This window comes from Pseudomonas sp. 18058, from assembly GCF_902706155.1.
In the GTDB taxonomy this organism is placed as follows: domain Bacteria; phylum Pseudomonadota; class Gammaproteobacteria; order Pseudomonadales; family Pseudomonadaceae; genus Aquipseudomonas; species Aquipseudomonas rustica.
The window spans coordinates 237,624-261,958 of record NZ_CACSJY010000001.1; the positions used below are offsets into that span (position 1 = coordinate 237,624).

Annotated in this window: 23 protein-coding genes; 11 read left to right on the top strand and 12 right to left on the bottom strand. The window is 58.1% G+C overall.

Annotation, left to right across the window (positions count from 1 at the left end; translation table 11 throughout):
• Positions 1-30: 30 nt before the first annotated feature.
• Together GVL50_RS01045 and GVL50_RS01050 are read left to right on the top strand one after the other, a co-directional pair.
• Positions 31-1,137, top strand: coding sequence for a DUF1254 domain-containing protein (locus tag GVL50_RS01045; RefSeq protein WP_159811443.1), 1,107 nt, complete (start codon positions 31-33; stop codon positions 1,135-1,137).
• A 51-nt stretch (positions 1,138-1,188) separates the two neighbouring features.
• Entirely contained in the window at positions 1,189-1,983 is a 795-nt protein-coding gene (locus GVL50_RS01050; protein WP_256671797.1) for a transporter, read from the top strand.
• Positions 1,984-2,069: 86 nt separating this feature from the next.
• Here the strand turns inward: GVL50_RS01050 and GVL50_RS01055 are convergent, their stop codons facing one another.
• On the bottom strand, positions 2,070-3,083 hold the full coding sequence (locus GVL50_RS01055; protein WP_256671792.1) for a DUF1214 domain-containing protein: 1,014 nt from the start codon (positions 3,081-3,083) through the stop codon (positions 2,070-2,072).
• A gap of 472 nt (positions 3,084-3,555) precedes the next feature.
• On the opposite strand from GVL50_RS01055, the gene GVL50_RS01060 reads away from it, so the two are divergent.
• Together GVL50_RS01060 and GVL50_RS01065 are read left to right on the top strand one after the other, a co-directional pair.
• Positions 3,556-3,972: a glycine zipper domain-containing protein gene (locus GVL50_RS01060; protein ID WP_159811445.1), complete on the top strand. Its 417-nt coding sequence runs from the start codon at positions 3,556-3,558 to the stop codon at positions 3,970-3,972.
• Positions 3,973-4,113: 141 nt separating this feature from the next.
• Positions 4,114-4,386, top strand: coding sequence for a hypothetical protein (locus GVL50_RS01065; protein ID WP_159811446.1), 273 nt, complete (start codon positions 4,114-4,116; stop codon positions 4,384-4,386).
• Between the two features lie 44 nt (positions 4,387-4,430).
• On the opposite strand, the gene GVL50_RS01070 is transcribed toward GVL50_RS01065, so the two are convergent.
• The 7 genes from GVL50_RS01070 to GVL50_RS01100 all read right to left on the bottom strand — a co-directional run bounded on the left by GVL50_RS01070 (position 4,431) and on the right by GVL50_RS01100 (position 10,881).
• Positions 4,431-4,916: a hypothetical protein gene (locus GVL50_RS01070; protein WP_256671793.1), complete on the bottom strand. Its 486-nt coding sequence runs from the start codon at positions 4,914-4,916 to the stop codon at positions 4,431-4,433.
• A 208-nt stretch (positions 4,917-5,124) separates the two neighbouring features.
• Positions 5,125-6,447 (bottom strand): cytosine permease, encoded by a 1,323-nt coding sequence (locus GVL50_RS01075; protein ID WP_159811447.1) that lies wholly within the window; start codon positions 6,445-6,447, stop codon positions 5,125-5,127.
• 111 nt (positions 6,448-6,558) lie between these two features.
• A complete protein-coding gene (locus GVL50_RS01080) occupies positions 6,559-7,533 on the bottom strand; it encodes a biotin-dependent carboxyltransferase family protein (protein ID WP_159811448.1) in 975 nt (324 codons plus the stop codon).
• The gene (locus GVL50_RS01085; protein ID WP_159811449.1) at positions 7,530-8,402 is read right to left on the bottom strand and encodes an allophanate hydrolase subunit 1; all 873 of its coding nucleotides are present in this window, start codon (positions 8,400-8,402) and stop codon (positions 7,530-7,532) included. The genes GVL50_RS01080 and GVL50_RS01085 overlap by 4 nt, the downstream gene beginning before the upstream one ends.
• Positions 8,399-9,772: an acetyl-CoA carboxylase biotin carboxylase subunit gene (locus GVL50_RS01090; RefSeq protein ID WP_159811450.1), complete on the bottom strand. Its 1,374-nt coding sequence runs from the start codon at positions 9,770-9,772 to the stop codon at positions 8,399-8,401. The genes GVL50_RS01085 and GVL50_RS01090 overlap by 4 nt, the downstream gene beginning before the upstream one ends.
• Positions 9,773-9,782: 10 nt before the next feature.
• Positions 9,783-10,028: an acetyl-CoA carboxylase gene (locus tag GVL50_RS01095; protein ID WP_159811451.1), complete on the bottom strand. Its 246-nt coding sequence runs from the start codon at positions 10,026-10,028 to the stop codon at positions 9,783-9,785.
• A 94-nt stretch (positions 10,029-10,122) separates the two neighbouring features.
• Positions 10,123-10,881 carry a 5-oxoprolinase subunit PxpA gene (locus GVL50_RS01100; protein WP_159811452.1) on the bottom strand — a complete coding sequence of 253 codons (759 nt, stop codon included), beginning with the start codon at positions 10,879-10,881 and terminating at the stop codon, positions 10,123-10,125.
• A gap of 125 nt (positions 10,882-11,006) precedes the next feature.
• Here GVL50_RS01100 and GVL50_RS01105 point away from each other — a divergent pair, with 125 nt between their 5' ends.
• Both GVL50_RS01105 and GVL50_RS01110 read left to right on the top strand, forming a co-directional pair.
• Positions 11,007-11,924, top strand: a complete 918-nt coding sequence (locus tag GVL50_RS01105) for a LysR family transcriptional regulator (RefSeq protein ID WP_159811453.1) — start codon at positions 11,007-11,009, stop codon at positions 11,922-11,924.
• A 108-nt stretch (positions 11,925-12,032) separates the two neighbouring features.
• Positions 12,033-12,917, top strand: a complete 885-nt coding sequence (locus tag GVL50_RS01110; protein WP_159811454.1) for a serine hydrolase — start codon at positions 12,033-12,035, stop codon at positions 12,915-12,917.
• A 92-nt stretch (positions 12,918-13,009) separates the two neighbouring features.
• Here the strand turns inward: GVL50_RS01110 and GVL50_RS01115 are convergent, their stop codons facing one another.
• Positions 13,010-13,366, bottom strand: a complete 357-nt coding sequence (locus GVL50_RS01115; RefSeq protein ID WP_159811455.1) for a hypothetical protein — start codon at positions 13,364-13,366, stop codon at positions 13,010-13,012.
• Positions 13,367-13,463: 97 nt separating this feature from the next.
• Here GVL50_RS01115 and GVL50_RS01120 point away from each other — a divergent pair, with 97 nt between their 5' ends.
• The 3 genes from GVL50_RS01120 to GVL50_RS01130 all read left to right on the top strand — a co-directional run bounded on the left by GVL50_RS01120 (position 13,464) and on the right by GVL50_RS01130 (position 17,072).
• Positions 13,464-13,922, top strand: a complete 459-nt coding sequence (locus tag GVL50_RS01120) for a metallophosphoesterase family protein (protein WP_159811456.1) — start codon at positions 13,464-13,466, stop codon at positions 13,920-13,922.
• A 72-nt stretch (positions 13,923-13,994) separates the two neighbouring features.
• A complete protein-coding gene (locus GVL50_RS01125) occupies positions 13,995-16,370 on the top strand; it encodes a DUF3772 domain-containing protein (protein WP_159811457.1) in 2,376 nt (791 codons plus the stop codon).
• Between the two features lie 240 nt (positions 16,371-16,610).
• Positions 16,611-17,072, top strand: a complete 462-nt coding sequence (locus tag GVL50_RS01130; protein WP_159811458.1) for a DUF3574 domain-containing protein — start codon at positions 16,611-16,613, stop codon at positions 17,070-17,072.
• A gap of 285 nt (positions 17,073-17,357) precedes the next feature.
• On the opposite strand, the gene GVL50_RS01135 is transcribed toward GVL50_RS01130, so the two are convergent.
• The 3 genes from GVL50_RS01135 to GVL50_RS01145 form a co-directional block, all read right to left on the bottom strand.
• The gene (locus tag GVL50_RS01135) at positions 17,358-18,773 is read right to left on the bottom strand and encodes an APC family permease (protein WP_159811459.1); all 1,416 of its coding nucleotides are present in this window, start codon (positions 18,771-18,773) and stop codon (positions 17,358-17,360) included.
• Positions 18,763-21,129, bottom strand: a complete 2,367-nt coding sequence (locus GVL50_RS01140; protein ID WP_159811460.1) for a TonB-dependent siderophore receptor — start codon at positions 21,127-21,129, stop codon at positions 18,763-18,765. The genes GVL50_RS01135 and GVL50_RS01140 overlap by 11 nt, the downstream gene beginning before the upstream one ends.
• 431 nt (positions 21,130-21,560) lie before the next feature.
• Positions 21,561-22,001, bottom strand: a complete 441-nt coding sequence (locus tag GVL50_RS01145; protein WP_159811461.1) for a carboxymuconolactone decarboxylase family protein — start codon at positions 21,999-22,001, stop codon at positions 21,561-21,563.
• Between the two features lie 297 nt (positions 22,002-22,298).
• Between GVL50_RS01145 and GVL50_RS01150 the strand changes: the two genes are divergently transcribed.
• Together GVL50_RS01150 and GVL50_RS01155 are read left to right on the top strand one after the other, a co-directional pair.
• Entirely contained in the window at positions 22,299-23,732 is a 1,434-nt protein-coding gene (locus GVL50_RS01150; RefSeq protein ID WP_159811462.1) for a PLP-dependent aminotransferase family protein, read from the top strand.
• Positions 23,733-23,855: 123 nt separating this feature from the next.
• A complete protein-coding gene (locus tag GVL50_RS01155) occupies positions 23,856-24,149 on the top strand; it encodes a putative quinol monooxygenase (RefSeq protein ID WP_053121122.1) in 294 nt (97 codons plus the stop codon).
• Positions 24,150-24,335 lie beyond the last annotated feature (186 nt).

Sequence of the window (24,335 nt, forward strand, 5' to 3'; positions counted from 1 at the left end):
CCCCCCTGAATTTTTTCAAGGAAGGACTCGATGAAGTTACTCACACCCGCTGCGGTCTTGTTGAGCGTACTGGCGACAAATATCCATGCTGCTCAAACCGACGCCCAAACACCTTTGCTCAGCCTGGAGGCGGCCCGAAAGCTGGAGTCATCTCTGGTCAACGAAAAGAACGTTGCGGTTACCCGAGAAAATTTCGCCTTTGCCGTACTGGATGAGTCGATGCAAAACGAGGTGAAACTGGGCGCGACGAACAAGTTCTACAACCACCGCAAACCCATGGAGCTCGACAAGCAGCCGGCGGTTCTGATGAATCGCGATACGCTGTACTCCTTCGCCATCATCGATGCGTCGCACGGCGCCACCATTCATGTGCCCAAGGGCGATGGCCGTTACACCTCGGTGCACGTCATGCAGCATGACCATGTCACCGACAACGTCTATTACGGCGGGGGTGAATACACCATCGACCCGAAAACCGTCACTGATTTCGTCGTGGTCAATATCCGCACTCAGGTGAACCCGAATGATCCAGCAGACGTGGCAAAGGCCAATGCCATCCAGGATGAGTACAAGGTCAGCTTTCCGACTGGGTACACGCCCAAAGCCTTTAAGGCCATTGACTGGAACCAGGAACAACTGAAGCAGGTGAAAGCGCACTACGTGAAGGTGGCCGACACCCGTGGCGTGAGCAAAACCATGGGGGCTCGCGGCACGATCCCGCAGGATGACATCAACGTCGGTGTGGCAGTGGCAACCGGGCTATTGCCCGACCAGCATGCTTGGTATTCCTTCAAGTCGTACAAGGTAAAGAAGGACACCTGCTACACCGCGAACTACCCAGTGCCTGGCATGGCCAACCCGCAGTTGGGCTTTTATTCGATGACTATTTACGGTGACGATCTATACCTGCACACCGAAGAGGGTTCCAGCCTTTCGAACCACGAGATCGTGCCCAACAAGGATGGCAAGACCTTCTCCCTGCACTTTGGCAACCCAGAAAGCTGTGGCAAAGATGCTAAAAACCTGCTGATCGCCCCCACAGACAACTGGACGTTGGCTTTCCGCGTTTACATGCCCGACAAATCGGTTCAAAACAACGAGTACAAATTGCCAGAACCAAAACCTGTCACTCATTGATCATCGAACTAAGGGTGACGAAGTATGGTGACTAACAAGCATTGCAGGCACATGGGAGCGACGCTGTTCGTGGCGCTTGGGTTCGTATCAGGTGTCCATGCTGAGGACTCAGCAGAGTTGGCCAAGAAAGCGCTCAATCCGGTCGCAGCGATGTACAGCCTGCCGGTGCAGTACAACTGGGATCAGAAGATGGGCCCGACCGGTGACGGCATGCACAGCGTCACCAATATTCAACCCGTGCTGCCGTTTACGCTTAACGATGACTGGAACCTGATTTCCCGAACAATCCTTCCCGTCATCGATCAGCACGGCTTGGCACCCAATGGCGCGGCAGACAAATCCGGTGTCGGTGATATCACGCAGAGCTTTTTCTTCTCGCCCAAACAACCCACTGAAAGTGGCTGGATACTCGGAGTCGGCCCAGCAATATTGATTCCCACGGGCAGTGATGAATTACTCGGCAGCGAGCAATGGGGGATTGGCCCGACAGCAGTTGCCCTTAAGCAGGAAAATGGCTGGACGCATGGCATCCTCGCCAATCACATCTGGGGACTGGATGGCAGTCCACCGGATGACAAGGACAAGGTCAATCAGACCTTCCTACAACCTTTCCTGTCCTACACCACCAGTACCCTAACTACGTGGGGCGTGAACACAGAATCAACCTACAACTGGCAATCACGCGAATGGTCAGTGCCGGTCAATCTGACGGTTACGCAATTGCTGAAAATCGGCGGTCAGCCACTGACGGTGCAAGCGGGGCCACGGTACTGGCTCGACAGCCCTGACGATGGCCCACAAGGTTGGGGTTTTCGTTTCGCCATCACCCTGTTGTTCCCACGCTGAAAAACACTTTGGCCAGCGGGTGTCACTCCCGTTGGCCAAAGCTTATTAATGGGTTTGCAGAGCTTTCAGCTCTGGAGCGGTACCGCCTAATTGACAGCAGTCGGTTCCGGTATGGTGTATTTACCGCTGATGACACTTTCTCCTGGACGATAGATTCGCATACCGAGATACCAATTATCACCCGGTGTTGGCAGCCAGTTAGTCACCTCCCCACATTTCTCCTTCGGCCCATAGTGCACTGTAAAGGTGCCGTCCTCGTTGAAGTGCATGGCGCGATTGTTAATGTTGGAGTCTTCACTTTTCAGGTATTTATCGGCTCCATACATTGTGAAGGAAAAGAATCCACCTTCCAGGAAGTCGGGTTTGCCATAGGTTGCTTTGTAGCATTTATCGCCACTTAAGCCGTAATCTCGGTAGAGGTACACGGCATCTTTTGCCGGAAGAAGCCCGAGTGCTACTGATGCACTCAGTCGAAGCATTTCCGGTTTGATGACCCCGCGAGCTCCTGATGTGTCGTTGAAGTTAGTCAGCTTGGCGGCTTCTTTTTGATACTCGGAACGCAGCTTCATGCGGCTGGCTTCATCCCAGTCGACGATTTTGTATTCTTTCGGCACCGTGCCTTTTGGCCAGTTGACCTTGATGCCATCCTGAAGCGTTTTGACGTTTTGGGTGTCGCCAGGGTCGTTAGGATTGATCTGCGTACGCATGACCACCGCAGCAAACTCGGTTTTCGATTTGATCTCGAATGTCCCCGGCGCATAAAAAACCTGATCGGTGAAGTCGTCGTTTTGCATGATCATGGCCGACTGATAACGATTGTCAGCTGATTTCGGTAAGGTGATGGTTGTACCCTCGGGCACGTAAAACACACCAAATGAATACACCGTGTCACGGTTCATGGTTACCGCAGGCTGCTTGTCCAAGGGCATAACCGCCCTGTCGTGGCGAAAGGCGTTCGACCCCACATCTTTGACGATATTTTTATAAGATTCGTCCACTTCTGCCCGAGCGTAGCTGTCGGGAGTGACCTGCAGCCCCGCGTGCGCGATTGATGTCCCTAATAGCGTGCTACAGATCAAAATTGTTCTCATGGCTGTCATTGGCTCTGTCCTTTAATTTCCCATCGACTGCGATTAAAAAAAAGCGGCAATACCGGCGAAGCTTGTCGACCAGGTAATCGAGATTGCATGAAGGAAAGTGCGAGTTACCTCCAGCCGGAAGCGTAGTCGAGAAACGAAATGAGAGAGGGCTCGAGCAATGCCAAGGTACTTTGAAATAAACAAGAAACTTCCGCTTCTGGCCGAAAAGCAGGTGTTCGTGAGCGGCAGCTAATGGCCGAAAGCAGTCACTCATCAACGACCGCTTTTGCCACAGAAAATCATCTTGAAACTCGAAATACGCACCCCGTCGATCTTGAAAAATCGCACTACGAATCTGACGGCTTACGCGATAAACGGTACCCCTACCCGGCAATTGCTTGACCCAGATTAATGCACGGCCGAATGCGCATTGACCTGACTAGCTCGGGCCAACAGACTTTCCTGCTTATTTGAATAGCGGGAGGTGAGTTCGATGCGCAAATCATTATCGGTTGCAGCATTAAGTCTGTTTGTTGCTCATTACGCCGTCGCCGGTGAAACCACCAACACAGCACTGGGCGGAGGTCTCGGTGGTGCGCTTGGAAGTGTTGTCGGTCAGTCGGTCGGAGGAAGCACTGGCGCGTTGATAGGTGCAGGGGTTGGCGGCGCGACCGGGGGTGCAATCAGTGCAAAAAGCGGCAAGAAAACTGAAGCGGCGATTGGCGGCGGTATTGGCGCCGCGGGTGGCCAGGTCGTTGGCGCCAGTCTGGGCGGATCAACAGGTGGCCTGATCGGCGCGGGATTGGGCGGAGCAGCCGGCGGTGCAGTGGGCAATAACCTGGCTGACGATAACGACCATCACTCCGGTCATGACCACAAGCACACGAATAAACACAGTCACAAACATTGAAACTGAGCGCCTGATCTTCTCCTGCCGGCAGCCTGTCGCGACGCGTCAATAAAATTTGAACCGCTTCAGAACGCGCTCGCCTAATGATCAGCTTGTGAGTATTCCCACAGGCAATCTGCCAATACCGGCATGCTCCGAGAGGTGATCAACGTGGCTAAAGACGATAAGAAAAGCAAAGGTGAAGCTTCCAAGGCCAGCAAGGACTTGAAGGACAAGAAGTCGTCACCGGAAAAGAAATCCGCGGCAGCCTCGGCGCTTTCGAAATCTTCCGATAAGAAAGACAAGAAAAAAGACGCCGAACCGAAAAAAGCCGATAAGAAGGCCGATAAGAAAGCCACCAAGAAAGCTGATAGCAAGCCTGAAAAGGCCAAGAAATCAGAGAAGGCCGACAAACCGGCGAAGAAGAAAAAGTAACCTCTGCTATCGGCTAGGGCGCTACGCCCTAGCCTCTTCCCTTCTTACAAATCTTTGTTGATGTCTGGTGGCAGCGGGCCGAGGAACATTCTTTTCAGTCGATCACGACCCAATGCGCGCGTCAGTTCTGAAAAGACGCAATACACGAAGATCAAAGTAATCAGCAGAATCTGCACTGCCCAGAATTGGGGCCAGTTCATCGAAGTCCACAACGTGGCGTTCGCGTCCATGAAGCTGTGTGCCTCTTTCCAGAACTCATACAGCCGCTCTAGATAATGAACGACCAGCGCCACCAGCGCGTACATGAGCGTTTTCCAGGTGACGTTCCAGATCAGCGGCTTTTCCGGAAAGCGATTAATGAACGGCAGCATGTCTGCGACCAGCACGGATTTGCCGAGCACCAGCGATGCGATCAGGATTGACGTGGAGACCGGCAGCGAAACGCCTGTGCCTTTCATCATCAGCGTACGGATGAGGGCGACGATGTGCAGAATGATGAAGAAAAATACGGTCGGCGGAATGGCCTTCATGACTTCATGCTTGATCGTGTGGAGTACGGCTTTCATATCGATCCCCTGAGCGAGTACAGCACAGCGCTTGGTGTTTAATGATCGAACGAGCTTAGTCGAAAATTACGGGTTGCCCTCCCCCTGTGCCTTCCGGGCGTCATAACAGGCTAGCCCCTGCCCGCTCTGCCTTGTCAGAGCAGGCGGGCACGGGATAAGTGACTGCAACGTTTTACTCGGCCAGCGCTAACCGCAACCGGCTTCGATGGGACAACCCTGCGTGCAAGGTAAATGCAACGATCACCGTAGCGGGCGCGGAAAAGCTGCTGAAGCCGCCGCCGGAAAACATCAGCGCAAGACCTAATGCTGTCGCGCCAAACCAGGCCGTCAAGCCTACCGGATTGAACTCGCCCACCCGATCGAGCGCTGCCACGTCACTGCGTCCGTAGATAATTCGCGCCAACGCCACTCCCACCCAGGCCACGACGAAAATCCCCTGATAGGCCAGCGCCTTGAGGAGGTAGGCAAACACGTCCGCCAGCATCAAGCCGTAGACGATCACCCCCACCGCTACGGCCCACATCAGGTACGAACCGCGAAGGCCAAATCGACCAAAGAACGCCTGCATATTCAACGTCGCCAGGTAGTAATTGGCGGTGTTGATCCGGGTTTGCGTGGCCCAGACAAACAGCAATCCCCACAAGCCCATCAACTGCAAAATCGCCATCACCACCGAGACTTCGTTCAACGCGCCTTCGTGGGGAATGCTGCTGACCAGATAAATGCCTGCCGCGCCGTTGAGCAGGAACGTCACCGCGTAGAACGGCATGCCGAAGTTCCAGCGGCCGTGGTATTCGGCATCTTCAGGCTTGCCGAAACGCGCATAGTCGAAGGTGAACAGCATCAACACCCAGACGCCCATGTAGGCGACAAAACAATCCCACCAGCCGAATGCATCAGGCGTTGCCGGGCCGAAATCCAGCCATTGCGGCTGGTAGCCATAACGGCTGATGGATAGCCCGACCGCGACCAGCAATCCACCGAGGTACACCGGCAGCAAAACGCCGTTGAGCTTGTCCAGCCAGTGCTGCACGCTGCCCAGGATCATCGGCACGCTGTACAGAACCACCGCCAGTGCCGCCAGCGGATAGACCAGTTCCGGGTACAGGTGATTGAGCGCAACAGCGATCACCGAACCTTCGAACACCGCGTAATAGATCGCGGTCGAGAAGAAAATCAGCGTCGCCAGGCACGCTCCGGTGCTGCCGAACAATAGTCGTGAAAACAACGCCACCGACAATCCGCTGCGAATCGCAAAGCGGCTGAGCACGCTGTTGACCAGGCCATAACAGATTACCGACAGCACCATGCCGATCAGCGCATTGCGCGCACCGAAGGACAACGCCAAAGAAGCGCCCACCACGATGTAAAACATCGCACTGCACACCGCCCACCAGGCCATCGTCAGGGACAGTCGCCCCATGCGTGCTTCGGCGGGAACGGGATGATGCGCCGGATCTTGCCCGGTTTGATTCGATTGCGATAAAGCAGCCATGTGCGTGAACTCCAAAACCAGTCGAAGGTTGAAGCGCGGGCAGCCGTCACCGCACCGAAGTGCGGCGTTGGCGTACCGTATGGCATGACCCGCGCTTGACGGCGGGCAGAATCAGGAAGGGAACAGCTTGCTCAGGCAGCTGAGTTTTTTCTTATAGGAACGTCGCGCTTCCAGCGCCTCTTCGAGGGTCACCGCGACAAAGCGGGCCTTCTGGTTGGGTTGCATTTGGCCGATCAAATCAAGGTCGGCGCTGATCACCGTACCAATCATTGCGTAGCCTCCACCGGACACCGCATCACGATGCAACACGATGGGTTCGAGCCCGGCGGGCACCTGAATCGAGCCGATCGGATAGCAACTGTCGACGATGTTCGACGGATCGGAACCGGCGCCGAACGGCTGGTCGCGGGGCTGAAAGCTCAGCGCGCTGCCGCCCTTGTAGCGATAGCCGATGCGGTCGGCTTCCGAACCGACCGTCCACGGCTCGGCAAAAAAGCTCTTCGCCGCCGATTCAGTCAAGCGGTGGTAGTACAAACCGGGCACCACCCGCAGAGTGATTTCGCCACCCAGTGATTGCCGTAACGCCATGGGCAAACTGGCCCCGGCGCGGCTTTTGCCACTGGCAATGCCGACGGGCAATTCGTCACCCGCGATCAGACGTCGACCCTGAAAACCGCCGAGCGCGCCCAGCGCATAGGTGGAGCGACTGCCGAGTACCACTGGCACATCAATACCGCCGGCCACCGCCACGTAAGCGCGGGCACCCGCCTTGGGAAAGTCAAAGCGCAGCACTTGCCCGGCCTTCACGGTGAAGGCGGTATCGTGGTGCATTTCCACGCCATCGACCCGGGGCGTCATGTGCGCGCCGCTGACCGCCACCAATGCGTCCTGTTGAAACTCCAGCTCGGGCCCGAGCAAGGTGCATTCCAGGGCCGCCAAACCGGGCGGGTTGCCGACCAATTGATTGGCCGCGCTCAAGGCGTACTGATCGAGCGCGCCGGAGGGCGGAATGCCCAAGTGGTAATACCCTTCGCGGCCCAAGTCTTGTACCGAAGTGGCGAGGCCGGGTTTGAGAACCTTGATCATGCCAATACCTCCTGCAGCGACTTGGGATAGCCAACGGGGTCGGCGAGGAACGCGTCCAGCGAAAATTCCACCGGCCGAATCCGCAGATCAAAGCTTCCGGCGTCCACTTCTGCCACCGCGGAGTCGTAGGCTTCTCGATCCATCGGCTTGAATTGCACGATGTCGCCTGGACGGAAAAACACCATGTGTTCTTTCAGGTACGCGAGGTGTTGTAGCGGGTCGTAGATCGGCGCGGGGGTGACGCCAAACATCTGATAACCGCCGGCGCCGCGCACCGAATAAATGCAACCAAAGCAACCGCCGTGGCCCAGGGTCAATTTCGGTGTATCGGTGCGCGGGCGCAGATACTTGGGCACCTGCAACTGACGCTCACGCTCGACCATCTGAAACATGAAGGGCAGCCCGGCAACGAAGCCGACCATCGAGACAAACCACGGCGCGCCGCTGTGGGCCGCGATGAAGGCATCGACGTCGGCCAGTCCGTTGATGCGGGCAGCGTATTCAAGATCCGTGGCGCTCGGGTCTTGATGACGGTCGCGAAAACGCATCAGGGTTTCGTGAGTCCAGGGATCGTTGTAGAGCACCGGAATCTCGATAATCCGCGTCTGCAATGTGCGCTCGGCGACAGCTCCGGCCTCGGCGATTTTTACCGCTTCGAGCAAGGTGTGAGGGGCGATGCGATCCGGGTCGAAACGAATCTGGAATGACGCGTTAGCCAGGCAGATATCGAGCACGCCATCCAGCGCCAGCCGTTCCACAGCGCGGGTGACGGCCAGACCTTTGAAGAACGCGTCCAGAGACATGCTGTCACTGACTTCGGCAAACAAATGCTCATCGGCGCCAAAGCTGTATCGGATGGGCGTACTCATGCTTCACCTCCGCTGCGGCGCTCGGCCAGCCAGGTTTCCAGGGTGCCGGTGTGAAAGTCGGCGCTGTGCAGCCACGGTTGCTCGAGCAATTCAGCGTGCAACGCCAAGGTGTTGGCCATGCCGGTGAGCGTGGTGTTCGCTACCGCCACTTGCGCGCGGGCCAGCGCTTCGGCGCGATCGGCACCATGAACAATCAGTTTGGCCAGCAGCGAGTCATAGTACGGCGGCACCCGGTAGCCTTGATACAGATGCGTATCGACGCGAATGCCCTCGCCGCTCGGCCAGATCAGTTCTTCGACCAGACCTGGACTCGGGAAAAAATCCCGCGCCGGATCTTCAGCGTTCAAGCGCATTTGCAGGGCGGCGCCGTTGAGTCGGATGTCGCTTTGCTGGAAACCCAGCGGCTCGCCGCCAGCGATGCGTAACATGGCTTGAACCAGATCGATACCGGTGATCAGTTCGCTGACCGGGTGCTCGACCTGAATCCGCGTATTCATCTCGATAAAGAAGAACTCGCCAGTGACGTCGTCATACAGGTATTCCAGCGTGCCGGCGCCCTTGTAGCCCAACGATTCGGTCAGACGCACAGCGCTTTCGCAGAGGGTGTCCCGTTGCTGTTGGTTGAGGACTGGCGACGGCGCTTCTTCGAAGATTTTCTGCCGCCGACGTTGCAGCGAGCACTCGCGCTCAAACAAATGCACGGCGTGCTGACCGTCGCCCAATACCTGCACTTCAATGTGCCGGGCCCGGCTGATAAACCGCTCCAGATACACCGCGCCATTGCCAAACGCCGCTTGGGCTTCGCGCTGGGAGCGGGGAAATTCTTCGCTCAGTTGCTCGGCGTTTTCCGCCAGACGAATACCGCGCCCGCCCCCACCGGCCGACGCTTTGATCAATAACGGGTAACCCACGGACTCAGCAGCCTTGAGTGCCGACTCGACGTCAAACAGTTCACCCGGCGAACCCGGCACCACCGGTACGCCAGCGGCTTGTGCGGTACGCCGCGCCTCGGCTTTATCGCCCATGCGCCGGATCGTCTGCGCGCTTGGGCCGACGAAAATGGCGCCAGCCGCCACCACCGCTTCGGCGAAATCGGCGTTCTCTGAAAGGAAGCCGTAGCCGGGATGCACGGCATTGGCGCCCGTGGCTTTCAGGGCGCCGAGCAAGGCCTCGACGTTGAGATAACTTTTATCGGCACGGGCCGGGCCAAGAATGTGGATCTCATCGGCCATGCGCGCGGCCTGGGAATCGACGTCCGCCTCGCTGCACGCAGCAACGGTGCGAATGCCCAGTTCTTTGGCGGCGCGGATAATCCGCACGGCGATTTCGCCACGATTGGCGACCAACAGTTTATGAATGGTTTGAGTCATGATCGCGCCCTCACTCGTCGTCGAGTGTTGCGACGACTTGACCCGGTTCCACCGGATCACCGTCTTCTACCAAAAAGGCACTGAGGCGACCAGCCGTCCCGGCGGTCAGTTCGGAGAACTGCTTCATGACCTCGATCAGGCCAATGACCGTGTCAGCGCCGACCTGCGCGCCGACCTCGACGAAGTTCGCCGATTCCGGGGTGGCTTTGCGGTAGAAGGTTCCCGGCAACGGGGTGATGACTGAGTGTTCGGCCATGTCTGTTCCTTTTGGAATAGTTGTAGAAAGGCAGGCAAAAGGTGAATCGTTGGGCAAACCCTCGCGTCTCTGTGCGAGGTGTTTGCGTCAGGTCTCAGCGCGGTGCGCGAACCGTTATGCCCGCGCCATCAAGCGCGCGACGCGTGGCTTCGACCAACGCCAGAGCTCCCGGCGTGTCGCTGTGCAAACAGATGGAATCAAACTCAATGGCGAGGTCTTCGCCCTCGACAGTGCGCACCACGCCTTGCTGGCAAGCACGCAGCACGCGTTCAGCGACGTGGGCCGGGTCGTAAGCCTGCACGTTGCGGGTGAACACGATGGAGCCACTGAGGTCGTATTCGCGGTCGGCGTAGAACTCGCGAATCACTGGTTGGCCGAGCTCTGTGGCAACCCGCCAGATCACCGAATCGGGCATGCAATACAACAGCAATTCCGGCTCCAGACGCTGGAGATTTTCCACCAGCAAACGGGCGGCCTCCTCGTCCCGCGCCAAGTGCATGTAGAGCGCGCCGTGGGGTTTGATGTGCTGCAGGGCCACGCCTTGAACCCGGGCGAGTTCACGCAGGGCGCCCAACTGATAGAGCATGTCGTCGACCAGTTCCTGGGCCGGCGCATTGATGTGCCGACGGCCAAAACCGACCAGGTCGCGAAACCCCGGATGCGCACCGATGGCTACGCCCAGACGCTTGGCCTGCTCGACGGTGCGGCGCATGGTGGAAGGGTCGCCGGCATGAAAACCGGTGGCGATGTTGGCCGAACTGATAAAGCCCATCAGCTCATTATCGACACCATCGCCGATGGTCCACGGGCCAAACCCTTCGCCCATGTCCGAGTTGAAATCTACTGCCTGCATAACACCTGCTCCCGACGCTTGTGACTTCATGCAGGTCAAGTTAGATTCCCGCCACCCCCTTGGGAAGATCTATTAATAGATAGGGTATCTTCTGAAAAACAGATACCCCGTCACTCGGAGTACCCATGTCACTGACCCTGCGCCAAGTCCGTTATTTCGTCGCCACCGCCGAGATCGGGCAAATTTCCCAAGCCGCGATTCATTTGAATATTTCCCAGTCGGCCGTGACGACGGCGATCAAAGAACTGGAAAGCATCCTCGGCACGCTGTTGTTCCAGCGCTCGGCCCAAGGCATGAGCCTGACCGACGCCGGTCGGCACTTTTTGAATCGGGCTTACGTGATTTTGCGCAGCGTCGATGACGCATTGAACAGCCCGTTGCCGGACATCCGCGCCAGCGGTGTATTGCGCCTGGCGGCGAGTTACACGGTGATCGGATACTTCCTGCCACACCATCTGCAACGGCTTGAGCACTGGCATCCAGACGTGGCCATCGAAGTCCACGAACAGGAGCGGCAAGCGATCGAACAAGGCTTGCTGGAAGGTCGTTTTGACATGGCCGTGGTGCTCACCGCCAACCTCACCCACCCGGACATCGTCTCGGAAATACTCTTCAACTCCGAACGCCGGTTATGGCTGCCCAGCCACCATCCGCTGTGCGAACGCTCGGCAGTCAGCCTCGCCGACGTTGCGAAAGAACCCTACATTCTGCTGACCGTCGACGAAGCTGAACATAGCGCCAAGCGCTACTGGGAACAGGCACAACAGCAACCAAACGTGCGGGTACGCACCAGTTCAGTCGAAGCGGTGCGCAGTATGGTCGCCAATGGCAGCGGCGTGGCAATCCTCTCGGATTTGGTACACCGCCCCTGGTCACTGGAAGGTAAACGCATTGAAACCCTGACCGTCACCGACAAAGTGACGCCGATGAGTGTCGGGCTGGCCTGGCATCGCGAACGCGAATTCAGCCCGGCGATGCAGGCGTTTCGTAACTATTTCCACGATGCATTTCTGGCGCCGCAACAGCTGTCTGCGCGACGGTGACAACCCACTCCACCGCCCACTCCGGAATGCCCAAAGGCGGTTCAAATTGTTTTGCGAAGTGAGCTATCTTGTCGGCCTGCTGATTCACTCAATAGCCTAGGGAAGCCAATGCTCAGTTCGCTCATATCAAATGGTCAGGTACAAACGCCTGAACAATTAGAACTGACGGTGCCTTGGTGGAGTTTCACCAAAACAGTTTTGGCGGCGACAGCCCTGTCGCTGGTACGAGATGGGCTGACTACGTTAGACGAGCCCGTGCCTGATCAGCTTTTCACGCTGCGTCAGCTTCTGCGGCATGAGGCAGGTCTGGCCGATTACGGCGAACTTGCGGAATATCACGCAGCCGTCAGGAATGACGAATCGGCCTGGTCGCCAGATGAAATGATGCAACGGCTTGACGCTGCTCGACTTCGATACAGTCCCGGAACCGGTTGGCGTTATTCAAATGTCGGTTATTTGCTTATCGGCAGGCTCATTGAGCGGCTAACTGATCTGACGCTTGAAGAGGCGGTGCTACAGCGGGCGATTTCACCATTGGGTCTGTCGAATGTTCGCTTCGCTAAAACGCGCACAGACTTACAAACGACTCACCTTGGAAGCACCTTGAATTACGACCCTGCCTGGGTTTATCACGGTCTGCTGACTGGACCGGTTTCGCAAGCAGCGCTATTTCTGGATCGCCTCCTCAGCACTGACTTGCTCTCCTCGAATTTGCGCCAGGCAATGCAGGCCGCGCGAACATTGGGCGGCCCGATACCCGGGCGCCCATGGATCACTCCGGGCTACGGCTTTGGGGTGATGCAGGGCACGATTGGCGGCGGGCATTCCCTCTGCGGGCACACCGGTTGCGGGCCGGGCAGTGTTATCGCTGTCTATCGTGTTCGTGAGGGCGATGCATCAGCGTGTTGCGCTGTTTTTGAGCCGGGTACCAGTGAAGGTGCTGTCGAGGCCAAGGTCGTTGAACAGTTGATGCAAGCGCTGCCGCATGTCTAATTCTTTACGGCACCAACAGCAAGTCGTGGTACATCCTCTCGATCACATCCTGCTCTGAGGCCCACAAGAGTTTTCGATTTCTGTAGCCAGCTTCAATACCCTTTGGCCAGACGCTTTTGCCAATCGCCACCCTGAGCGTTTTCGCACTCCTGCTCAGAATCAAAGCGAACATTGCGATCTGTCAGTTTCAGCTCAATACCCGCTTCATCCAGCGCAATAGCCGTCAGTTCAAAGATCCGTGCTTTTGCGTCAACCTCGGCGAGCTTCCTGTCGGCCAGGGTTTCGAACACCCAGATGATTTTCAGTGTTTCAGCCAGTGCATTCAGGTCAGCCGTGTGGGTGAGCCAGGTGAAGCCGTTGATTTCACTTTTTGCCGTTTCGCACGCTTCGGTCAGCGTGGTGATCAGCCGGCGTTCTATTCGCGCTAGTTCACGTTTTCCTGCGGGCATTGCAAGTTCCTTGGCAGATCATTAAAGGGGCGTAGGCGCACTCTGGCATTTTCGGCTGAACACCGCCATCCACACCAACCCTGCTAATCTGTTCCCCATGAAAATCGCCATCATTTCCGACACTCACGGCCTCCTGCGCCCCGAAGCGTTAACCGCGATCGAAAGCGTCGAACTGATCCTCCACGGTGGCGACATCGGCAGCGCTGACATCCTCAGCCAACTGGCGCAAATCGCCCCGGTTCACGCCGTGCGCGGCAACAACGACTTGAACCTGCCTTGGGCCACCGACCTTCCCGATCACCTCACCCTCAACCTCAACGGCTGGCCAACCCTGCTGACCCACGACATCGCCGACGTCCCCGCCCTTCTCGACAGCCTTACCCGCCTCATCATCACCGGCCACTCGCACAAACCCTTGATCGAATGGCGCGGCGATCGGCTGTACTTGAATCCGGGCAGCGCTGGGCGGCGGCGTTTCAAACTGCCGGTCACCCTCGCCCTGCTCGACATCCACGCACAAGCTCTGGAACCGCAATTAATCCACCTCCTGCCCTGAAACTTTTTCACTCCAATCGGCCTGATCACCTAACCTCTTAGACTGTGTGTTCATCGAGAGTCGGTCTGTCCCATGCGCAACACGTTGAAGTCGTTGTTTCTCATCGCATTCATGCTGCTCACCGCCGGCAGTCCATCGCTGTGGGCCGCCGATCTGCCAGCACCTGCCGCGACCGCCGCCGCGCCGCTCCCGGTCATTTCGCAAAGTGACCTGCAAGCCCTGCAACAACGCCTCGATGGCCTCAAACAGCAAATCTCCGCCGCGAACAATTACAACCAGCTCGAAGGCCCACAGGATCGGGTGCAGGCGTTCATTCTGGACGTCGATAAATTGTCGGCGGCGTTGTTACCGCAACAGGCGCAACTGACCGTGCAACTGGGCGTTTTGGGCGCAGCGCCGGACACCGAGATCGCCGCCGAGCAAGCGGATATCGTCGCCCAGCGAGCGACGCTGACGGAGCAAAAAAACAAAGTCGACGGCACGCTGAAAAGTCTGGCGGCGCTGAAGCAGAGTGCAGCGGATCTGATCACGCAGATCGCCGGCATCCGCCGCACATTGCTTGAGAGCGAGTTGACGCTGGGCACGCTGAGCGTGTTGAACCCGGACTTCTGGGCACCGCTGGTCAATCCTTCGCGGGATGATCGGCAGCGTTTCAGTTTTTTCGTTGATCAAGTTTCTGACACCTGGGCGACGGTGTGGGCGCCGGGGCGGTATTTTTATACGCTGGTGTTGCTCGCGCTGGCACTGGTGGTGTGGACGTTCGGCCGTCGTCTGGCCGAGCGCGGCTTGACCTGGGTTTGCATCCACCGCATGCCGGAAGGTCGTTTGCGCCGCAGTGCGCTGGCGTTTGCTTCGGCGCTGGCGACGATTGCGACCACCGCTCTCGCCTTGCATGTGCTGTATTACGCGCTCACCCGTCACGCGCCGCTGACGCCGGTGCTGTCGACGTTTTCCGAGGAATTCGAGAAGGCTGTGTACGCCTGCGTACTGATTACCGGGCTGAGCCGTGCGCTGTTGTCGATCGATCATCCATCGTGGCGGTTGCCGGCCATTCATGATCAGGTCGCGCAGGCACTGAAGCGCTTCCCGCGCATCCTTTCCGGCACGTTGCTGGTGCTGGTGACGCTGGTGCAGGTGTGCAACGCCACCGGCATGAGCAGTCAGATCGTTCTGACCGGGCGCGGCGTGACATCGATTGTGGTCATGGTGATTGTGGTGACACTGCTGCTGCGCGTCGGCAAGGTGCGCAAGGCGTTGGTCGCCGCCAATGACACGCAAGCGAACAGTACGTTCGCCGGGGTGATGTACACCATCGCCAGTATTTCGATGTTCGTCTCGGCGATTGCGCTGCTCACCGGTTACGTATCGCTGGCCCGTTTCATCACCTATGAAGTGGTCTGGGCCTACATTGTGCTGTCGGGTTTTTACTTGCTGATTCAGGTGATCAAGGACGGCTGCGAATACGCGTTCTCGCCCAAGCATGCGAGCGGCAAGGCGCTCAAACAGTTACTGGGAATAGGCGATCGGCGCCTCGATCAGATCTCCATTCTATTGTCCGGTTTCAGCCGCGCGGCGCTGTTGCTGCTGGCGGTGATCGCCTTGTTTGTCGGTGGCATCGGCACCACGCTCGGACAGTTGGCGACCAACATCATGGCGATCCTCGGCGGTGCCGGATTGCGCAAGTTCAACATCGTCCCTTCGCATTTGCTTAACGCGGTACTCGCGCTGTTGATCGGTATCTGGCTGATCCGCGCCCTGAGTCGGTGGCTCGACAATGAATTCCTGCCCAAGACCGACATGGATCCGGGGATGTGCGCGTCACTGAGCACGCTGTTTTCCAACATCGGTTACGCGTTCGTGATTCTGCTGACGCTGTCGTCGTTGGGCGTGCAGTGGACGAACCTGGCGTGGATCGTCAGTGCGCTGTCGGTGGGTATTGGTTTCGGTTTGCAGGAGATCGTGAAGAACTTTGTTTCCGGTCTGATTCTGCTGACCGAGCGGCCGGTGAAGGTGGGCGATTTGATCAGCATCAGCGGCGTCGAGGGTGATATCCGCCGGATCAACGTGCGCGCCACCGAAATTCAGCTCAGCGATCGCTCGATTGTGATCGTGCCGAACTCGCAGTTGATCTCGCAGAATCTGCGCAACGTCACGCTGGGTGGTAGCGCTCAGGGTGTCGCGTCGCTGGAGTTGGTGTTTCCGCTGGATATCGATCCTGAGGCAGTGAAGGTTCTGCTGCTGAACACGTACCACGAGAACGAAACCATCCTCGAAAAACCGGCGTCGTTCGTGCGCTTCAGCAAGTTGTCGCCGGACGGGATTACGCTGACGGTGACCGGTTATGTCGGCAGCCCGAGGATTGTCGGGGTGACCAAGAGTGATCTGTTGTTCGAGATTCTCAAACGGCTGGGAGCGGCCGGAATTGCCTTGGCATCGCCCCCACCCTGATGCCCCTGTAGGAGCTGCGGAACGCTGCGATCTTTTGATCCTGTCTTGTAAAAAAACACGATCAAAAGATCGCAGCCTCGCTTCACTCGACGGCTCCTACAGGCTTTCGGATCGTTCGTTGCGCAGCGACCCAAGGGTTATTCCTGAAGCGCCTATCAGCCTGCTTTTTAGGTCTTTATTGACGGTGAAACGGCGACCTTATACTCGCCGGGTTCGCCCAATCATCAATAAGGATGTTCCATGCCTCAACGTCTTTTACTGGCGGCACTGTTCGTCGCAGTCGCCGGTTGCGCCAGCCCTCCTCCTGCTTCCGTTCACACCCACGATCCCGCCAGTTCAACCCTGCAAGGCGATGCCTCACGGCCGGCGCAGGCGCAGTGGTTGCGCACTGAGTTGTACTTCTCGGTGGGATCGATCGATCGCAAGGAAGGCGCGGTCAGCCCGGCGCGCTGGCGCGAGTTTCTCGACAAGGAAGTGACGCCGCGTTTTCCGGATGGGTTCACGGTGCTCGATGCTTATGGGCAGTGGAGCGATAAAGGCGCGAAGGAGCCCGAGCGTTTGAGCACTAAAGTCATTGTGATTTTGCATGAGAACAGTGCGAAACGTGGCAGCGATATTGAGGCGATCCGATTGGCGTACAAGCGCATTACCGGAGACTTGTCGGTACTGCGGTTGTCGCAGCCGGCGGAGGTGTCGTTTTAAGAGCCCCTCACCCTAGCCCTCTCCCCGAGGGAGAGGGAACTAATTGGGGGATATTTGAGAGGTACGCCGACCTGGACGTGCTTTGGCGAATCCAGCATCGACTCGGTTTTTTCAGGTCGATTGAGGCACAGCTTAAAAGCCCCTCACCCTAGCCCTCTCCCCGAGGGAGAGGGAACTGATTGGGGGATATTTGAGGGGTTCGCCGACTTGGACTTGCTTTGGCGAATCCATAATCGATCCGGTCTGCTGAACATGCCTTACAAAATTCATAATCGACTCGGTTTTTCAGGTCGATGTATCACGCAGCACACCTCGGTCGGCCCCCTCTCCCTCCGGGAGAGGGCTGGGCGGGCGGCGTTTCCGATGAGGGTTTGCCGTTAAGCGACTCAACCCGGCCAAAACCACCGCGCCAACCAAAAGAACGCCAATCCCCAAAAACGCCCCATACCCCACCACGGTCACACTGGAATACAGCATGTACAGGCACAACCCAAAAAACAGCAACGGCAACAGCGGATACAACGGCACCCGCACCGGCCTCGCCACCTCAGGAAACCGCCGCCGCAATATGATCAACGCGACACTGCTCAAACTCAAAAACAACCAATACACCGGGGTCAAATACTCGACCATGGTGTTAAACCCGCTCTGGGTAAAACTGCCGAACAACACCAGCAATAACGCCACCGTGCCTTCGGCCAGCAACGCTTTACGCGGTACGCCATGGCGATCATCCCAATCACCAAAACTGCGCAACTGCGGTACATCGCGGGCAGCGGCATAAGTGGTGCGCGCGCCAACCAACAAGGTCGAGTTGATGGTAGCGATCGCGGCAATCCCCACCATCAACAAAATCAACATGCCCCCCGGCGCGCCAAAAGCACGGTTGAGCAGTTCAACTGCCGGCGCATTACTCGCCGCCAAACCGGCAAATCCCAGCCCCTGAACAAACGCCCAATTCAGCGCCAGATAGATAATCATCAACACCGTCAGCGCGCCGATCATGGCGATGAAAATCCCCCGCCGACCATCGCGCACTTCCGCCGATAACGTCGCCGCATCACTCCAGCCGCCGAACGCGAGAAACACAAAAATCATCGCCGCCGAAAACCCGGCCATACCGGTATTTTCTGGCAATACCGCCGAGCTTGGCGCCGGCGGTTCAACCCCTTGCCACGCCAGAAAAACACCCGCACTGGCGATGCTCAAAAAGCCCAACGCGAGCAAGCCAACCAGCAATGTCTGCGTGATGAAACCGATGTGCTTGCCCGTCAGATTCAGCAGCACCAACGCCGCGATCACCGCCCCGGCAAACAGCCCCGATCCATACTGTCCCAACGGCACCACCGCATTCACGTAATCGGCAAACATAAACGCCGACAACGCAATCCACCCGGTGTGCATCACCGAAAACCGCGACCACGCGAACAGAAACCCCATGCGCTCGCCATACGCTGTGCGCAGAAAATGGTAGTCGCCGCCGGGATGCGGAAACGCCGTGGCCATTTCCGCAAAGCACAGCGCGCCGATCATCGACGCCACGCCGCCAAGCACCCACACCAGGTAGAAGTGCTCGGGCCCGACGTTGAGCGCCACGGTCGGCGCGGTTTTCAGGATGTCGGTGGTGATCACCATGCCCAGCGTGATCAGCAGCGCCTGGATCACCGGCAGATGCCGCCCCGGCCCGGCGTTAGAAACCATAGGTGGCGCGAGCGTAGTAGTAAGCGCCGTTGGTGCCGATTGGCGAGAGCACATCGTACGGTAAGTTGCCGCCGTAGTTGATCGCCGAGCCGGAGCGTTCCGGGTAGTTGTCGGTGAGGTTATTGCCACCGACGGCGATGTTGAATTTCGGGGTGAATTTGTAGGCGACTTCAGCGTCCAGTTGCCACACCGCACCGTAGGTCTGCTCCGGTTGCGAATCACCGAAATCAAACACACGAGTAGTCTCGCCCTGACGGGTCAGGCGTCCGAGCAAGCCCCAGTGTTCGCTGGCCCAGTTGGCGGAAAAGATGAAGCGATCCTTCGGCGCGGCGTCGGTCAAGGTGTTGGTTTCTTCGACGCCGACCAGCGCATCATTGCCGATGCCCAGCGCGGTCAATTGCGACGGCGTGCCTTTGGTGCTGGTGACTTTGGTGTGGTTGTAGGTGTACGCGGTGGTCAGGCCGAGTTGCCCTTCGTAGAACGGCTGATGATAGTTAAGCACCAGTTCGGCGCCGTGGGTGCTGGTGTCGGCGGCGTTGGTGAAGAAGTTGACGTCATGTATGCCGGCCACGCCGAAGTTGTCATTGATGTAGTTTTCCAGCGCATCGCTGCCGATGCGTTGCGACAGGGTGATGCGGTCTTTGACGTCGATGCGGAACACGTCCAGCGACGCATCGAAGCGTTCGTTCAACTGGAACGTCAGGCCGAGGCTGAAGTTTTTCGAGGTTTCCGGATCAAGTTTTTCTGCGCCCAATGCGCGGGCAATCGGATCGTTGACCGAGAGCACGCGAATATCGGTCAGCGTGCCGCCGTCGCCGAAGTTGCTGGTGGTGTTCTGGAAACCGCTCTGCGCCAGGGACGGCGCGCGGAAGTTGTTCGACACTGCGCCGCGCAAGGCCCACTGTTCGGTGAGTTTGTAGCGGCCACTGAGTTTGCCGGTGAGTTTGCTGCCGGCATCGTCGTAATGCTCCCAACGCGTGGCGGCGTCGACGAAGAAACGGTCGGTGAGATCGCCGGACAACTCGGCGTAAGTGCCGAACACATTGCGATCCAGATCCGACTCTTCGCTCGGGCGCAGCCCATTGGCGCCATCGGCTCCGGAGCCGACATAGGAAGCCGCGTCACCGGCGTAAGTCAGGTAGTTTTCGTAGCGGTATTCGCCGCCGACGGCCAACACAAATGAGCGTTCGCCGAGGCGCAGTTCGCGGGTGAAATCGAGGTTGGTCGTGGTCTGGCGCAACTCGTAATCGCCGGTATCGAACTCGGTCGGCGAGTCTTCACCGAGGCTGACGTTGAGGGTGCGTCGCGTCGATCCATCGAAGCGATTACGGCCATGGGTGACGCTGCTGTCGAAGTCCCAGTCGTCGCCGATCATGCCTTTGAACCCGGCAGTGGCCGAGACGTCCTTATTGTCGCCGAGCGATTGAGGCAGGTAGCCGTTGGGGTAGAACTGCGGCTGCTCGTACGGGTAGCGATAGAATTCGGCGCCGGTGGTGTGGCGCTGGTTGTAGGTGCCGAAGCTGTAAGCCTTGCCGCCGGCCAGCGGCAGTTCGCTGTTGAACCACAGGTTGACATCGCGGGCGATGCCGTCGCCCATCACGTAGTTGCGCTGGTTGGGGATGTCGTCGAAGCCGTCGAAACCGGCGCGATTGGTCGGGTTGCGATCCTTGTACTCGGTGCCGCCGCGAATGAAGCCGCCCTCCTCGCCGAGGCGCGTGCCGATCTTGGCGGTGGTCACGCTGTTCTGGCCGTCGGTGGTGGTTTTGCCGATCGCGTCCTGATGGGTGTGATAGGCGCCGTAGCTCGTCGTCACTTCGCCGCCCTCGGGGGCGTCGTCGAGGATGATGTTGATGACCCCGGCAATCGCATCGGAGCCGTATTGCGCACCGGCGCCATCGCGCAGCACTTCGATGCGTTTGATCGCGCTGATCGGGATCGAGTTGAAATCCACCGGCGCGGTGCCACGACCGATCTTCGAGGAATCGTTGACCACCGCCGAAGTGTGCCGGCGTTTACCGTTGACCAACACCAGCACCTGATCCGGGCTCATGCCGCGCAGTTGAGCGGCGCGTACATGGTCGGCACCGCCGGAGTTGGACTGGCGCGGCAGGCTGAACGATGGCAACAGCGTCTGCAAAGCTGCGCCCAATTCGCCATCCGCGGCGCCGGCAGCTTTCAGGTCATCAGCGGTGAGCACGTCGACCGGCACTGGCGAATCCAGCACGGTGCGCGATGTGCCGCGTGTGCCGGTCACCAACACGGTGTCGAGTTTGGCCTCATCGTCAGCTTGCGCGGGAAGTTGCCAGATGGACGTGAGCACAGCAGCAGCGAGTAATGAACGCGAACGGTAATACATGCAACAGCTCCTTGAATCGCAGCTAATACCCGGCCCTGCCAACCAAAAGTCGTCGGCAATCAGTGCACGGCAATGTCTGCTGTAGTTTTATAAAACAGGAAGGCAGCGAAGGCTGTTAGATCGGAAAGTGCAAATAGAACGCAGGATCCCCAAAAGTAAGCTTTTCCCCTTGGAGGCCGATGCTAGACGAGCGGAGGGCTGTGGCAAAAGAACCAATAACGCTTAGGTTATATCGGCTTGGCGGAGTGTGCTTAGAGCAACATAAGTGTTGCCCAGGCAACACTAAATCCAACTAACAACAACTAATCTACCGAAACCTTGTAGGAGCAGAGCTTGCTCGCGAAGAGGCCATACCTGCCAACATATTCTTTGAATGAGCCACCGCTTTCGCGAGCAAGCTTTGCTCCTACAGATTTAACGGTGGCGGGCTACTAATCGCTCGGGGTTTGCCGAAAACTCACCGCCAGGCGATTCCAGCTGTTGATCGTGGTCACGGCCATGGTCAGGTCGACCAGCTCCGCTTCGTTAAACTGCTCCCGCGCCTGTTGATACACATCATCCGGCACATGGCTTTCCGCCAACAAGGTCACCGCCTCCGCCCAGGCCAGTGCCGCGCGTTCACGAGGATTGAAAAACCCGCTGTCACGCCACACTGCAATCGCATACAACCGCCGATCACTCTCCCCCGCTCGCCGGGCTTCGACCGAATGCATATCCGTGCAAAACGCACAGCCATTCAGTTGCGAGGCGCGGATCTTGATCAGTTGCAGCAACGGCTGTTCGATGCTCAAGTTGCTGGTCAGCGCCTCCATGGCAATCATCGCTTTCATCGCTTTGGGTGAAGCGCTGTAGTAATCCAGACGCGGGGACATGGCTTGATCTCGGCAGGCGCAATAAAGACTTCAAAGTAAGCGCCAAGAGGCTAGCGTTACAGCCCCAATTCCACGGAAAAGTGCCACACCAATAGCGGGCTCAACACAAACCCCCTGTAGGAGCTGCCGAAGGCTGCGATCTTTTGATGTTGCTTTCTAAGATCAAGAGATCGCAGCCTTCGGCAGCTCCTACAGGGGTTTATGCCAATTTCGGGTATTTGTGCTGCGCAACTTCTGCCAATCGCCCAACAGCGCTAATCTGGCGGGCACTTCACATTGCCTCGGAGCCACGTCGGTATGGAACTTCATGTCGTGATCAACGGCCGCAAGGATCTCGCCGGTCAGTTGTACCAACAGCTGCGCGGCGCCATCGAATCCGGGCGTCTGGCCGCTGGCACGCAATTGCCGCCCAGCCGCTTGCTCGCCGAGCAACTGGGGATCTCGCGCAAAACCATCTCCGACACCTACGCGCAACTGACCTACGAAAACTTCCTCACCGGCGTGATCGGTAAAGGCACCTACGTCAATGCGCGCCCGGCGCAGGCTCAGCGCAAGCAAAGTCACAGCGAACTGGCCAGTGCCGAGGTGATCGAGAGCTGGCGCAATCTGCCGGTGTTCCTGCGGCACCCGACACTGGAAGGTTCGCTGCGTTACGACTTCATTGGCGGCGCCACCAGCAAGGGCCAGTTTCCCCAGGATGACTGGCGTCGTTGCGTCGCTCATGCGATGCGGCAGATGGCGCATTCGAAAGGCTTTTACAGCGTTGCCGAAGGTTTGCCGTCGCTGCGCAACGCGATTGCCCGACACATCGCATTTTCTCGTGGGGTTAACTGTCAGGACGAAGACATCGTGGTCTGCAACGGCGCGCAGCAGGCGCTGGATCTGATCGCCCGCGTGCTGCTGCGTCCCGGCAGCCTAGTGGCGATGGAAGACCCGGGTTATCCGCCGGCTCGCCTGCTGTTCGGCACGCACGGCGCCACCGTGGTCGGTATTCCAGTGGATGCCGAGGGCATTCAGGTCGAACACATTCCCGAAGGCACGCGGCTGATTTACGTGACGCCATCGCACCAGTTTCCGTTGGGCATGCCGATGAGTCAGGCGCGCCGCGAAGCCTTGCTGGTGCGTGCGCATGAGCTCGGCGCAATCATCATTGAGGACGACTACGACAGCGAGTTTCGCTACGAAGGCCGGCCCACTGATTCGCTGTACAACCTCGACCAGCGCGGTCTCGTCGCGTATGTAGGCACCTTCTCGAAAACCTTGCTGCCCGAGTTGCGCCTGGGCTACGGAATTCTGCCGCCGGCGATCCTCGAAGCGGTGATCCGCGCCAAGCAGCTCACCGATTTGCACGCGTCCACCCTGCCGCAATGGGCGCTGGCCAAGTTCATCGCCGAGGGCTGTTTGCTCAAGCATATTCGCCGCTGCCACACGATTTATGCGCAGCGCCGCGAACGGATTCTGGCGCGCATGGCCAGCGATCTGTCGCCTTGGCTTGATGCGGTGCCGGCCAGTGCCGGATTCCATATGGCGGTGTTTTGCAAAGTGCCGATCGACCTGCCGCTGGTGATCGAACTGGCAAAAAAGGTCGAAGTCGGTCTGTACGCGATCAATGGCTTTTATTACCAGCAGACGCCGCGTGATGGTTTGTACTTTGGCTTCGGCGCGATTGAGACGCTGGACATTGATATCGCCCTCGATCGTCTGCGCGACATTCTCCAGCAAGTCGCCTGAGCGATTGGCCTAACGGATTAACCGCCGATTGGTTATTGGTGATCGGCGGGTGCAGGCCTATTCTGCACAGGCGTTATCCCTCAATGAGCAGGATTCGTCCGGCCTGATTCAGGAGTGTGAGCAATGTCCAATGAAGTGATCAACACGGTGCAGGTGCAGGCTGCTGCCGGCCGCTCTGACGAGCTGGGCAAGCAACTGCAAAGGATCGTCGAAACCCTGCGGGAAACGCCGGGCTGCGATTCCTACCTGGTCGACCGCTGCCCCGAGGACAGCCATCGCTGGACGGTCAGTGCGCGCTGGCAATCGGAAGCGGCGATGCAGGCGCATTTCAACCGGCCCGAAGCGCAGGGCTTTATAGACTTGATCGATAGCCGGCTGGCCAATAGTGTCGACTTCAACAGTTTCCCCATCGTCTGATCTGACGCCTTCGCGAGCAAGCCCGCTCCCACATTTGAAATGCGCTCCACTGTGGGAGCGGGCTTGCTCGCGAAAGCGGTTTCCGGCCCACCGATAATTTTCCGTAAACCCCGCCAATTGGTCACCCAATCTTCCCGAATATTGGCCGTTTGCTTGCCCCGCCCCTCGGACTACTGTGATTACCAC